Here is a 13,476-nt window from a genome sequence, read left to right on the forward strand (position 1 = left end):
TTTCCGTGAGTTCGTGACGACTCGAGCGTCAGAGGGTCGCGCGAAAGGCCTGGATCTCTGCGAGGGTCGGGATTGACGGGACGGCACCAGGCCGCTGCACAGAGAGCGCCGCGGCGACGGTGGCGAATTCGGCGCATCGCACGAGGGTCCCGAGGTCGAGAGCGGATGCGCCCGAGCGCTCGAGCTCGGCGACGAGAGCGCCGCAGAACGTATCGCCGGCTCCGGTCGTGTCGACGGCGTCGACGGTCAAGCCCTCCACGAAGGCGTTACCCGCACTGGGGACGCTCACGACGGCGCCGCGCACACCGAGCGTGACGATCACGGCGAACCCCGACTCGGCGAGTGCCGTTGCCAGGGCTTGCTCGCTCAGCCCCGCGGGATCCTCGTCGCGCAGGTCTTCGACGAGCAGCGCGGCCTCGTGCTCGTTCACGACGAGCACGTCGATCGTCTGGAGAAGGGCCGGCGAGAGCGTGCGGATCGGGGCGGCATTGAGCACCACGATCGTTCCGGCAGCGCGGGCGACCGCAGCAGCCGCGGCGACGGTCTCCGGCGGAGTCTCCAGCTGAAGAAGCAGAACCCGCGCATCGCCGATAATCGCTCGTTCGTCGGCCGTCAGGTCCTTGAGCATCCGATTGGCGCCGGAGTCGACGACGATCGAGTTCTCGGCGCGGTCGTCCACGTAGATGACGGCGGTGCCGCTGGGCGCATCCGTTCGCCGCAGGTGAAGATCGACGCCGCTGTCGACGAGACTCGCGACCAGCCGGTCGCCGGCGGCATCAGCGCCGATCGCCGCGATGAAGGATGCGTCGGCACCGGCACGCGCGGCAGCGGTCACCTGGTTGTTGCCCTTGCCACCCGGCGCCGAATCGAAGCCTTTCGCAAGCACGGTCTCCCCCGCCGCCGGGATGCGTTCCACCCGGTAGACGAGATCGAGGTTGGCACTCCCGACGACGACGACGCTCACCGGGCCACCCTAGCGCGGGTTCGCAACCCTCGGCGCGCACTGGGTGACCGCGGTCATCGACGAGGACAACATCCGCTCGGTCGCCCTCGCCCGGCGACTCGGCTATGGGCCCGTCGCCCGCACCGGCACGAGCCTGACCTTCCTGAAGACGCGCCCCTTCGGCGCGGGCGAGATCGACCTGGCAGTCGTTGTCGCCTCAACCCACGGCGGCGCGACAACAACTGCCAACTGAGCGCACCGCGCACCCTGAGGCGAATGAGTGGGCGCCCACTGGGCCCAATACGTCCCAAAGCCGTCCCCAGACGGACACTTCGGGCCCAGTGAGTGCCAGCTCACGAGCGAGCGCGGGAGGCGCCTCCAGCGCGCCCGCCCGTAGGATGGGGTCCATTCCGACCACGGGTGCGCACGTACGGGGGTGAGCCGATCGAAGCGCTGATGATCGCCGTCGCCGGGCTGCTCGTCGTCGCGGCCGCGGCCGCTCTCGCGCCGCGCCTCCGGATCGCGGCCCCGATCATCCTCGTCGTCCTCGGCATCGCGATCAGCCTGCTGCCGTTCGTGCCGCCCCTGCACGTGAGTTCGGAGCTGATCCTCGCGGGCATCCTTCCCCCGCTCCTGTATTCGGCCTCCGTCCAGATGCCGGCCATGAACTTCCGCCGCGAGTTCAACGCCATCGGCGGTCTGTCGGTCGCACTCGTCGTCATCTCGTCGATCGTGCTCGGTTTCTTCTTCGCGTGGGTGATCCCGGGTCTCAGCATCTGGTGGGGTATCGCGCTCGGCGCGATCGTGAGTCCCACGGATGCGGTGGCGACGTCGATCGTGAAGCGGGTCGGCATCCGGGGCCGGGTGGTCGCTGTGCTCGAGGGCGAGAGTCTCCTGAACGACGCGACCGCCCTCGTACTCCTGCGCACGGCCGTCGCGGCGACCGCGGCCGCGATCTCGTTCTGGGGCGTGCTCGGCAGCTTCCTCTACGCCGTGGTGATCGCCGTGATTCTCGGTTTCGTCGTCGGCCACCTGAACCTCTGGGTGCGTTCGAAGGTGCCGGATGCGACGGTCAACACGGTCATCTCCTTCACGGTGCCCTTCCTCGCCTCCATCCCGGCTGAACTGCTCGGGGCATCCGGTCTCGTGGCGGCCGTCGTCGCCGGGCTGGTCACCGGCCACGGCGCCGCCCGCCGCCTCCCGCCCCAGCACCGCCTCTCGGACAGCCAGAACTGGCGCGCAGTGGAACTCGTCTTCGAGGGCGCGATCTTCCTGCTGATGGGTCTCGAACTGTTCGGCATCATCAACGAGGTGCAGTACCGGAACGACGGTCTCGGGCCGGCCCTGGTCGTCGCGGTCGGCGCCTTCGTGCTGACCCTCCTCGTGCGCGCCGCGTACGTCGCCGCACTGCTCGCCGGCGTTGGTCGGCGCGCGAGGCGGAGCGAGTTGGTGAAGCCGCAACTGGATGTGATGCAGCAGCGGCTCGACAGTCCGGACCCTCCCTCGGGTCGGCCGGGCTCTCAGCGACCCGCGCCGGGACCGGAGCAACTCGAACGGGCCAAGACCCACACCCGCCGCGTGATCGCCGACATCGACTACCTGCTCGCGACACCGCTCGGCTGGCGCGAAGGCGGCGTGCTGGTGTGGGCCGGGATGCGCGGGGCGGTCACCGTGGCCGCCGCCCAGACCCTGCCTCCCGAGACACCGGACCGCGCCTTCCTCATCCTGGTCGCGTTCGTCGTCGCCGCCATGTCACTCCTGATCCAGGGCGGCACGCTCAGCGTCGTCGTCGGCTGGCTGAAGCCTGCGGCACCGGACGAGCAGGCGGAGCTGGAGGAACGTGGAAGGCTGCTCGCCATGCTCACCACCATCGAGCGCGACATCCGGGCCGCCAGCGCGCCGGTCGTCGAGCTCCCGACCGACACTGCTGCCGACGCGGCCCTTCCCACGCCAGAGAGTTTCGCCGCACTCAAAGCGCTCACCATCCACATCATCGAGGCGCAGCGAACAGCGCTCCTGGATGCGCGCGACGACGGAACATTCAGCGCCGAGATCCTGAACCATGCACTCGACAACCTCGACGCCGACCAGATCAGTATCGAGTTGAAGGGCGCGCCAGCGGACCAATGACCGGGATCACGTCGTCCATGGAGGATTCAGGTAGACAGCATCGTATATAGTCGTCCGGCGGGTCCGATCTGGCTCCCCATCTCGAGCGGAGTTATCGAACATGCATCATCGCGCCGTGCTGGCCTGGGTCGTCGCGTTCGGGCTGGCGCTTTCCGTCGGCGTCGCCGTCCCCGCCGTCGCCGCGGCAGGTCCGGCTGCCGCCTCGCCCGCAGACCCGGTGATCGCACCTTTCTCGGCCGGCGTCACCCGGCTGAGCGGCCAGACCCGTTACGACACCGCGATCGCCGTTTCGCAGCGGTACTCGCCCGGAGTTGAGGCCGCGTTCGTCGCGACCGGCGCGGACTTCCCGGATGCTCTCTCGGCCGCCTCCGCGGCTGCCGAGCTCGGCGGTCCTCTCCTGCTGACCCAGCCGAACCAGTTGCCCGCAGCCGTCGGCGCCGAGCTCACCCGACTGCAGCCACAGCACATCTATGTCGTCGGAGGCACGGGTGTCATCAGCGCGGGCGTCGCCACGGCTCTGTCGCACATCGCGTCGACCGAGCGCCTGGCCGGTGCCGACCGATACGCAACGGCTGACGCGATCATCCGCACCGCGTTCGCCCACACCGACCACGCGATCATCGCGACCGGACGCTCGTTCCCCGACGCCCTCGCCGCAACCGGTGCGGCAGGCGCCCGGCACGCTCCGATCGTGCTTGTCGACGGCAGCAGATCCACCGTCACCGGCGCGGTGCTCAGCCGACTGTCGGCGATCGGGGCCACCACGATCAGTATCGTCGGCGGCCCATCCGTCGTTTCTTCCGGCATCCAGGCGCAGCTCTCGAAGGCCGGCATGACAGTCACCCGTTACGCCGGCAAGGATCGCTACGCGACTGCCGCGCTCCTCAACGCGGCCTACTTTCCTGCGGGCTCATCGCCGACGTCCTTCCTGGCCACTGGGCTCGACTTCGCAGATGCGTTGTCGGCGGGAGCGCTCGCCGGCCGGTTGGCAGCTCCGCTCGAATTGAGCGCCCGCACCTGTGTCGATCCCGCAGTGGGGGATCAGCTCAGCACTCTCGCGGCCACGAGCAACATCGTCCTGGGTGGCGAATCGGTGGTCTCCTCAGCGGCGGCACTCAACACGCACTGCGTCTACCCGATCGTCACCGAACCACTCACCGGATGGGCGACCTCGGGATGGGCCCTCTCCACCACAGCGGATCTGCCGTACTCGGACCGGCCGCCCGTCGACGTGAACAGCTCGTCCGTCAAAGTCGACTCGACCGGGCTGGTGATCTACACCCGTCGCGACAACGGAGCGCGCGCCGATCATCCGGTCGCCTATGCCCAGTACGGCATCTCAGCGCTTCTCGAATACCAGAAAACCGGAAACACGCTCTGGCTCAACCGTGCGATCCGTCAGGGCCAGCAGCTGATCGCGATTCATACCGTGAGCAACGGCTCCTGGTGGTTCCCGTACAGCTTCCCGTGGACCTACTACGACCGAACGCTCAAGGCGCCCTGGTACTCGGGGATGGCGCAGGGCGAGGTGCTCTCCCTCTTCGTGCGGCTCGCGGAGGCGACCCACGACAGCGTGTGGGACAACGCGGCAAACAAGACAGTCACGAGTTTCACGCAGCAGCACTCCGCGAGTGCGCCCTGGGTGAGCCTGGCCATCGATCACCACCTCTACTTCGAGGAATATGCCGGCAACCAGCCCCCTCTGCTGGTTCTGAACGGGCACATCTTCGCCTTGTTCGGCCTGTACGACTACTGGCGTCACACCGGCAATGCCACTGTCGCCGGCCTGATCGACGGCGCGGCGACGACGGTGCTCGAGCGGATGCTGCCCGCAGTCCGGGTGGTGGGCGGCGTCTCGTACTACTGCGTGCAGGCGGTTTACTGCCAGAGCCCGCTCTGGCAGAACGCAAACTATCACCCGATCCACTCGTGGCAGCTGGATACGCTCGCCAGACTCACCGGAGACACGCGATTCTCGACCTGGGCGCAGTTGCTCCGCTCCGACTGGGCACCGATCGCTCCGTTCTCGCTGGCGCCGCGTTCCGTACCGCTCGCACCGCAGCCGCAGCCCCGGGACCAGGCGCCCGACCTCGGCACCTGGTAGTCGCAGCACCATAGCCGCGGGGAGCACAGCCGCGCATCCGCGACGAACGCTCCTCCGCGACCTATGCTGCTGATATGACGTCGCTGTCACCGAACCCGCCTGGCGACCAGCGGGCTGCCCTGTCGATCGGCGTTCTTCGCGAGACCGCCCCTGGCGAGCGCCGCGTGGCCGTCGATCCCGATGTGGTTGCCGAGTTCGGGAGGAACGGTCACCGCGTGCTCCTGGAGAGCGGCGCGGCCGGGCCGGCCGGATGGGCGGATGCCGACTATTCCGCTGTCGGTGCGACGATCGCGCCGCGCGGCGAGGTGATCGAACGCGCCGACGTGCTCGCGGCGCTGCGGCTCCCGCCGCCGGAGGTCACGTCGACGCTGCGTGAAGGCCAGGGCCTCGTCGGCCTCCTCGATCCTCTGCAGAACCTCGACCTGATGGACGAGTTGTGTGAGCGCGGTGTCACCGTCGCGGCGTTCGAGCTGCTGCCCCGCACGCTCAGTCGTGCACAGTCGATGGATGCGCTGAGCTCGCAGTCGGCGGCCGCCGGCTATCGGGCGGCGATCGTGGCCGCCGAGGCCTTCGGCGGGTTCTTCCCGATGATGATCACCGCCGCCGGAACCGCTCGCCCCGCTCGCGTGCTCGTCATCGGGGCCGGTGTCGCCGGGCTCCAGGCGCTGAGCACTGCACGCCGGCTGGGCGCCGTGGTGACCGGCTACGACGTGCGGCCCGCGTCGCGCGGCGAGGTGGAGTCGGTGGGCGCATCCTTCGCCACCTCCTCGGTCGCCGCGGGAGCGGGCTCAGGCGGCTACGCGCGGGCCATGACCCCTGACGAGCTGGCCGCGCAGCAGCAGGAGCTCTCCCAGCTCATCACGAAGTTCGATGTGGTGATCACCACGGCCAAAGTTCCCGGAAGGCGACCGCCGGTGCTCGTGCCGGAGGACACGCTCGCGTCGATGTCCCGCGGCTCCGTCTGCGTCGATCTCGCGAGCGGCCCGCTGGGCGGGAACGTCCACGGCTCCACCGACGGTCAGCGGTTCGTCACAGCGAACGGGGTCACGGTGATCGGCAGCAGTGATCTCGCGACGACCATCCCCACAGCGGCGTCCCGGATGTTCGCGAAGAACGTGCAGGCGCTTGTCACCGCGCTCACCCACGAAGGCCGGTTCGCCCCCGATCTCGGTGACGAACTGCAGCGCAGCGTCGTGGTGTGTCATGACCGCGAGATCGTGAGTCCTGCTGTCCGGACGGCGATGGGACTGGGCGACAGCACCACGGCCCGATCGGAGGAGGTGCGCTCGTGAGTACAGAACTCTTCACGGGAATCACTGTGTTCGTCCTGGCGCTTCTGGTCGGCTTCGAGGTGATCAGCAAGATCCCCTCGACGCTGCACACGCCGATGATGTCAGGGGCGAACGCCATCCATGGTGTCGTGATCGTCGGCGCCATCCTCACCGCGACCGCCGCGGACACCCCGATCGGCTACCTGCTGGCCGGGATCGCTTCGGCGTTCGCCGCGGCCAACGTGGTCGGCGGCTACCTCGTGACCGATCGGATGCTGCGGATGTTCCGGGCGCCGAAGAACCGACGGCCGGCCGAGACGAAGGAATCCGTGAAATGACTCCTCTCGAGCTCGGAACCGGCCTCGCCTATCTCGCTGCCTCGGTCGCGTTCGTGGTCGGCCTGCACCTCATGCGCACTCCGTCCACTGCGAGACGCGGCAACCTCCTGTCCGCGTCAGGGATGGCTGTCGCGATCGTCGCCACCCTGGTGCTCGCGATCGCCGGGTCGGGTTCGCCGACCGGCTGGATCGTGCTCGCCGTGGGCATCGCCATCGGCAGTGTCGCCGGCGTGCTCGGGGCGACTCGGGTGAAGATGACCGCGATCCCGCAGCTCGTCAGCCTCTTCAATGCGGTCGGCGGTGGAGCGGCAGCGGCGATCGCATTGGCCGAGATCCTCACAGCGCCCACGAGCACGACGCTGGACCTGAGCGTGTCGATCCCGATCGTGCTCGACGTGCTGATCGGTTCTGTGACGTTCTCCGGCTCGCTCATCGCCGCAGGCAAACTGCAGGGTGTGGTCTCCGGCAGGAGCATCCGGTTCTTCGGGTCCCGCGTCCTCAACGTGCTCGCCATCGTGATCGCCATCGGCGCCGCGCTGGCGATCATCCTGCTTCCACCCGGCCCCGTCGCCGTGATCGGCCTGCTCGTCGCCGCTCTCGCGTTCGGCGTGCTGATGGTCCTCCCGATCGGTGGGGCGGATGCTCCGGTCGTCGTCTCACTGCTCAACGCGTTCACGGGTCTCGCGGTCGCGATGGCCGGGTTCGTGATCGGCAACGAAGCCATGATCATCGCGGGCGCCCTCGTGGGCGCTGCGGGTACCATCCTGACCCTGCAGATGGCGGCGGCGATGAACCGGTCGGTGGCGAACATCCTGGTCGGTGGTTTCGGGGCTGGGTCCGGCGGATCCGCTGCCGACGCCGGGGAGGATGCCGATGTGCGCAGCCTCAGCGCCGACGATGTCGCCATCCAGCTCGCCTACGCCCAGCATGTGATCATCGTCCCGGGCTACGGGCTCGCAGCCGGTCAGGCGCAGCACGAAGTCGCCGAGCTGGCAGAGCTGCTCGAGCAGCACGGGGTCGACGTGAAGTACGCCATCCACCCGGTCGCCGGTCGCATGCCGGGGCACATGAACGTGCTCCTCGCCGAGGTGGCTGTCCCGTATGACGACCTGCTGCAGCTGGAGGAGGCCAACCGTGCCTTCGAGAACTGCGACGTCGCCCTCGTGGTCGGCGCGAACGATGTGACCAACCCTGCTGCCAGGCGCTCCGGCAACCCGGTGTCGGGGATGCCCATCCTCGACGTCGACCACGCGAAATCGGTGGTCGTGCTCAAGCGGTCGATGTCGCCCGGCTACGCGGGCATCGCCAACGAGCTCTTCAGCCTGCCGAAGACCGGCATGTACTTCGCCGAGGCGAAGCAGGGTCTCAGTCAGCTGGTCTCGGCGGTGAAGCAGTACGTGACCAACTGACACCGCGCGGCTCGGCCCGGCCGGCCGGCCGAGTCAGTCGCCCGGCTGCGGCCAGCCCTCGGCGAACACCCTCGCGCGTTCGACGATCGCGGCCTGCGCGCGCTGGTCGGCCTGGGCGAGACCCGCGGCATAGCCGGCGACATATGCCGAGAGCGGGGCCGCGGGTCGCTGGATGGCGTGTGCAGCATCCCGTGCAAGATCGAGGACCGCAGGAATCAGGTCCGGCGAGATCTCGCAGCCGAGTTCTTCGGTGAGCGCCGCGAGCCATTCGTCGAGCGTGGTCATACGGGGTCCTTTCGGTTCCAGGGCAAGGGAAGCGCATCCACGAGGTCATCGGCCGGAGTGCCGCCGGGCGGCACGACCGCGACAAGGTCTGCCAGCGCGAGACCGCGGAGCATGCCGGAGTCGGTCCAGTCGGCCGGCGCCGCTGATCCATCGGGCGTCATGCGGGACGGTACCAGCAACGCCCCAGGACGGGGATTGGGGATGCCCGACCCGAGCCGCACCTGCGGCAGAGGGTTCAGGGGCCGCCCGAGCATTCCGTCGAGCATCGGGCACAGGAGGACCAGGGACGCCAGCATCGCTGCGAGCGGGTTGCCCGGAAGACAGATCACCAGGCTGCCGCTCTCGAGGTGGGCGACCAACGCCGGTCGGCCCGGACGCGACAGGATTCCGTCGATCAGGAGGCGGGCGCCCAGGCCGTTCAGCACCGCCCGGGTGTGGTCGGCATCGCCCAGCGATGTGCCACCCGTGACGACGATCACGTCTGCCGCGCTGCGCTGGATCGCCGTCTCGATGTCGGGTGCGTGGTCGCCGACGCGTGCCGCACCGGTGGCGCGCCCGCCGATGCTCTCGATCAGCGGTATGAGCTGCGGCGTGAGCGCATCCCGGATCTTGCCGCCGCCGGAAGTGCCGGCACCGACGAGTTCGTCGCCGACGACCACCAGTTCGACGGTCGGCAGGTTGCGCACGGACACGGTGTCGACACCGCACGCGGCTGCGAGCCCGAGGCGCGGCGGCGTGAGGACCTGGCCGCGACGAAGCACGGCCTCGCCCGCTGACGCCTCCTCACCTGCGGGCCGGATGTGGTGACCACCGCGGGGCTGCGGCAGGCCTTCCCGAAGGGAGAGCTGCGGGGTGCCGGCCGGCACTGCGACGTCGATGCCGTCCTCCCGGCGCACCACAGCCCAGGTGCCGGGCGGAACTTCAGCGCCCGTCATGATCCGGTGGGCGGTGCCCTCCTCCAGTGGCGACTCGTCGATGTCGTCGCCGGCGTGGATCGGCTCCCCGAGCCGCCACGGGCCGGGGCCCGCCACCGCCCAGCCGTCCATGGCCGAATTGTTGAACGCCGGAACGGCTGTCTCGGCGACGACATCGTCGGCGAGAGTGAGGCCTGCCGCGGATTCCACCGCGAGTCGGCGGTGACCGGTCAGCCGTGCCGCCCCGAGTTCGTGCGCCCGGAGCCGAGCATCCGCCACCGTGGGCGCCAGCAACGTCGGAGCCGGCGGAAGCCCGATGCCGAGCGCCGCCGCCTGCTCCGGAGTGTCGACATCGGCGGTCGCGCCCGCGCCGACCGCGACCTCCACCAGGCGCAGCGATTCGAGAAGCCGCTTCATCGAGCTGTCTGCGACCCCGCCGATCGCATCGCGCGCGGCGCGAAGCGCAGCGACACGGTACAGCCCGATCAGAACCTGGCGGTGTCCGTCCCCGTCGACCGGAACGAATCCGTCGGCGTCCGGATGCGCATCCGCCCCCGCCAGGAGCACGCCCGTCACCTCCGCGGAATGTACCACGTCGCAGGCGATCACAAGCGCCCAGGTCGCCGTCGAACCGGCGGAGGCCAGAGCGTCGACGCCCGCCATCACAGCGCTGGCCGGACCCGAGTGGACGGGCTCCTCCCGGACGACCCGCACGCCAGGAGGCACGCTCGCGGGAGCCGCGTCGCCGACCACGATGCGATGGGCCGCGCCATCCGCGGCCGCGAGCGCGCGCTCCACAAGGGTGCTCCCCTCGAAGACGAGCGCGCCCTTGTCGAGGCCGCCGAGCCTCCGGGCGCGACCGCCCGCGAGGATGACCGCATCCACGTCGGCTCTCGCCGGCACTACCAAGGCTTTCGTCACTCGACCGGCTCGAGGCGCACGAGGATCGCCTTCGAGACCGGCGTGTTGCTGCGTTCGGCGGCGCTCGCCAGCGGAATCAGCACGTTGGCCTCCGGATAGTACGCGGCAGCGCATCCCTTCGCCGTCGGATACGAGACCACCCGATAGTTGCGGAGCACCCGGTCCGGCTCGTCCTTCCACTCGCTGAAGATGTCGACGCGCTGGCCGTCTGCCAGGCCGAGCTCGGCGATGTCGTCAGGATTCACGAAGATGACGTCGCGACCCTTCCTGATGCCCCGGTAGCGGTCGTTGAGGCTGTAGATCGTCGTGTTGAACTGGTCGTGCGCACGCACGGTCTGCAGAATGAGCCTGCCCTCCGGCCGCTCGATCGGCTCCAGCCGGTTGACTGTGATCATCGCCTTGCCGGTCGCCGTGTTGAACGTGCGGGAGTCGCGGGGGCCGTTGGGAAGGACGAAGCCGCCCTTGCGACGGACATCCTTGTTGAAGTTCTCGAAACCGGGCACGACATGGCTGATGTGGTCGCGGATGAGGTCGTAGTCACCCTCGAAACCGGTCCAGTCGATGCCGAACCGGTCGCCGATGGTCGCGCGTGCGAGCCGGCAGACGATCGCGATCTCGGAGAGGATGCCCGGGGCGACCGGAGGAACGCGACCGTGCGACCCGTGGACGGCACACACACTGTCCTCGACGGAGACGAACTGCGCGCCCGACTCCTGGATGTCCACCTCGGTGCGTCCCAGCGTCGGCATGATGAGCGCCGCGCGGCCGGTCACGACGTGCGAGCGGTTCAGCTTGGTCGAGACCTGGACCGACAGGTCGGTGCCGCGCATCGCCGCCTCGGCGGCCGCAGTGTCGGAGATCGCGCTGACGAAGTTGCCGCCCATCGCGATGAAGACGGAGATCTCCCCCCGCTGCATGCCCTCGATCGTCTGGAGCGCATCCGTTCCGTGCGTGCGCGGCGGGTCGAAACCGAACTCGCTTTGGAGCGCATCCATGAATTTGTCGGGCATCTGCTCCCAGATGCCCATCGTGCGGTCGCCCTGCACATTGCTGTGGCCGCGGATCGGCGACGCCCCGGCGCCGGGTTTTCCGATATTGCCGCGCAGGAGCAGCAGGTTGATCAGCTCGCGCAGCGTCTCGACCGCTTTCTTCTGCTGCGTCAGCCCCATCGCCCAGGTGATGATCGTGCGGTCGGCCTTGATGTAGCGGTCGGCGAGTTCGTCGATCTCGTCCGAGGTCAACCCGGTGGCCGTGAGGACGTCGGCTTCGTCGAGGTCCGCCAGGTGCGCCTTGAGCTCCTCGAGGCCGAGCGTGTATCGATCGAGGAACTCGTGGTCGAGCACCGTGCCGGGGCTGGCCTCCTCGGCCTCGAGCACGCGCTTGCCGACGGCCTGCAGGAGCGCCATGTCGCCACCAGAGCGGATCTGCAGGAACTGGTCCGCCAGCGCGGTGCCGTGCCCGACCAGCCCGCGCACGGTCTGCGGGTTCTTGTACCGGATGAGGCCCGCCTCCGGCAGCGGGTTCACCGCGACGATCGAGGCGCCCGAGCGTTTCGCATCCTCGAGTGCGGTGAGCATCCGGGGATGGTTCGTGCCCGGGTTCTGGCCCATGATGATGATCAGGTCGGTGTGCTCGAAGTCGTCGTAGGCGATCGTCGATTTTCCGATGCCGATCGTCTCGGTGAGGGCGGTCCCCGTCGACTCGTGGCACATGTTCGAGCAGTCGGGAAGATTGTTCGTGCCGAACGCGCGCACGAACAGCTGGTAGAGGAACGCCGTCTCGTTGGCGGTGCGGCCGCTCGTATAGAAGGCGGCGCGGTCGGGAGAGTCGAGCCCGTTCAGGGTGTCGGCGACCAGACCGAACGCCTCGTCCCAGGACACCGGGCGGTAATGGTCTTCGCCCGCCGGTTTGAAGACCGGCTCGACGAGCCGCCCCTGCATCCCGAGCCAGTATTCCGACTTCTCGAGCAGGTCGGTGACGGAGTTCTCGGCCCAGAAGCTCGTCGGCACGGTGACCGGTGTCGCCTCCCACGTCACCGCCTTGGCCCCGTTCTCGCAGAATTCGAGGGTCTTGCGCTTGTCCGGGTCGGGCCAGGCGCAGCTCATGCAGTCGAAGCCGTCCTTCTGGTTGATCGCCGTCAGCAGCTTCGCAGTGCGGGCGGGTCCGAGCTTGGCGAAGGCGGGCTCCATCGAATAGAGGATCCCGGGGATGCCAGCGGCCTCGTGCTTGCTCGGACCGACGGTGAGATCGGGGTAGTCCGTCCCGTCGTCGAGCGGCTTCTTCGTCACGCTGCCGTCACCTTCTCTGCGGGTTCCGGCTGCAGGATGCGCTCATCCGCGTTGTAGACGACCATCGAGTTGCCGCGCAGGAAGCCGACCACGGTCATCCCGATCTCCGCCGCCAGTTCGATGGCGAGCGACGACGGTGCCGACACGGCAGCCAGGAGCGGGATGCCCGCCATCGACGCCTTCTGCGCCAGCTCGAAACTCGCGCGGCCAGACACCATCAGCACGGTTCCGCTCAGCGGCAGCCGATCGTTCGTGACCGCCCAGCCGATCACCTTGTCGACCGCGTTGTGGCGGCCCACATCCTCTCGGAGCACCAGCAGCTCGCCGGTCGCACCGTCGAACAGCGCAGCCGCGTGCAGTCCGCCCGTCTTGTCGAACACATCCTGGCCTTCCCGCAAGCGGTCCGGGAACGTCACCAGAAGCTCGGCCGGGATGCGCATCCCGTCGTCCCGCACCGGATGCGCGGAGAGCGTGCGAACCGCGTCGATGCTGGCCTTGCCGCACAGCCCGCACGAGCTCGTCGTGTAGAAGTTGCGTTCGAGGCTCGGATCGGGCGCCGCCACCCCCTGGCCGAGCGTCACATCGAGCACGTTGTAGGTGTTCTCGCCGCCCGGTGTCACGCTCGCGCAGTACCGCGCCGCGCCGAAATGCTCGCTCCGGCTGATCACGCCCTCGGAGACCAGAAAGCCCGCGGCCAACTCGAAATCGTGGCCCGGCGTGCGCATCGTGATGGCGAGTGCCGTACCGCCGACCCTGATCTCGAGTGGCTCCTCGACCGCGAGCACGTCCTCACGACGCGACGGAGGGGAACCCACAGTGATTCGAGTGACGCGACGGCGCGCCGTGATCCGGCCCATGGTCCATCCTCAGCAT

The 13,476-nt window shown here is 68.9% G+C and carries 11 protein-coding genes; 6 read left to right on the forward strand and 5 right to left on the reverse strand.

The window, feature by feature from the left end; all coding sequences use genetic code 11:
• Positions 1-28: 28 nt before the first annotated feature.
• Positions 29-964 carry a ribokinase gene (locus tag AAYO93_RS15425; RefSeq protein ID WP_345762045.1) on the reverse strand — a complete coding sequence of 312 codons (936 nt, stop codon included), beginning with the start codon at positions 962-964 and terminating at the stop codon, positions 29-31.
• Between the two features lie 43 nt (positions 965-1,007).
• Here AAYO93_RS15425 and AAYO93_RS15430 point away from each other — a divergent pair, with 43 nt between their 5' ends.
• From AAYO93_RS15430 to AAYO93_RS15455, 6 genes are all read left to right on the forward strand, one after another.
• On the forward strand, positions 1,008-1,196 hold the full coding sequence (locus tag AAYO93_RS15430; RefSeq protein WP_345762046.1) for a hypothetical protein: 189 nt from the start codon (positions 1,008-1,010) through the stop codon (positions 1,194-1,196).
• A gap of 167 nt (positions 1,197-1,363) precedes the next feature.
• Positions 1,364-3,073, forward strand: a complete 1,710-nt coding sequence (locus tag AAYO93_RS15435) for a cation:proton antiporter (RefSeq protein WP_345762047.1) — start codon at positions 1,364-1,366, stop codon at positions 3,071-3,073.
• Between the two features lie 100 nt (positions 3,074-3,173).
• Positions 3,174-5,177, forward strand: a complete 2,004-nt coding sequence (locus tag AAYO93_RS15440; protein WP_345762048.1) for a cell wall-binding repeat-containing protein — start codon at positions 3,174-3,176, stop codon at positions 5,175-5,177.
• A gap of 74 nt (positions 5,178-5,251) precedes the next feature.
• On the forward strand, positions 5,252-6,469 hold the full coding sequence (locus AAYO93_RS15445; protein WP_345762049.1) for an NAD(P) transhydrogenase subunit alpha: 1,218 nt from the start codon (positions 5,252-5,254) through the stop codon (positions 6,467-6,469).
• Positions 6,466-6,786, forward strand: coding sequence for an NAD(P) transhydrogenase subunit alpha (locus AAYO93_RS15450; RefSeq protein ID WP_345762050.1), 321 nt, complete (start codon positions 6,466-6,468; stop codon positions 6,784-6,786). Before AAYO93_RS15445 ends, AAYO93_RS15450 begins: the two co-directional genes overlap by 4 nt.
• Positions 6,783-8,195: an NAD(P)(+) transhydrogenase (Re/Si-specific) subunit beta gene (locus AAYO93_RS15455; protein WP_345762051.1), complete on the forward strand. Its 1,413-nt coding sequence runs from the start codon at positions 6,783-6,785 to the stop codon at positions 8,193-8,195. The genes AAYO93_RS15450 and AAYO93_RS15455 overlap by 4 nt, the downstream gene beginning before the upstream one ends.
• A gap of 33 nt (positions 8,196-8,228) precedes the next feature.
• Here the strand turns inward: AAYO93_RS15455 and AAYO93_RS15460 are convergent, their stop codons facing one another.
• The 4 genes from AAYO93_RS15460 to fdhD are packed head-to-tail and all read right to left on the reverse strand — an operon-like array spanning position 8,229 to position 13,460.
• Positions 8,229-8,480, reverse strand: coding sequence for a DUF6457 domain-containing protein (locus tag AAYO93_RS15460; RefSeq protein WP_345762052.1), 252 nt, complete (start codon positions 8,478-8,480; stop codon positions 8,229-8,231).
• Complete coding sequence (locus AAYO93_RS15465; RefSeq protein ID WP_345762053.1) at positions 8,477-10,297, reverse strand: NTP transferase domain-containing protein; 1,821 nt, start codon at positions 10,295-10,297, stop codon at positions 8,477-8,479. Before AAYO93_RS15465 ends, AAYO93_RS15460 begins: the two co-directional genes overlap by 4 nt.
• A gap of 14 nt (positions 10,298-10,311) precedes the next feature.
• Positions 10,312-12,603 carry an FdhF/YdeP family oxidoreductase gene (locus tag AAYO93_RS15470; protein ID WP_345762054.1) on the reverse strand — a complete coding sequence of 764 codons (2,292 nt, stop codon included), beginning with the start codon at positions 12,601-12,603 and terminating at the stop codon, positions 10,312-10,314.
• Positions 12,600-13,460 carry a formate dehydrogenase accessory sulfurtransferase FdhD gene (gene fdhD / locus AAYO93_RS15475; RefSeq protein WP_345762055.1) on the reverse strand — a complete coding sequence of 287 codons (861 nt, stop codon included), beginning with the start codon at positions 13,458-13,460 and terminating at the stop codon, positions 12,600-12,602. The genes AAYO93_RS15470 and fdhD overlap by 4 nt, the downstream gene beginning before the upstream one ends.
• Between the last annotated feature and the right edge of the window lie 16 nt (positions 13,461-13,476).

The sequence above is a fragment of the Diaminobutyricibacter sp. McL0608 genome, from assembly GCF_039613825.1.
Lineage (GTDB): Bacteria > Actinomycetota > Actinomycetes > Actinomycetales > Microbacteriaceae > Diaminobutyricibacter.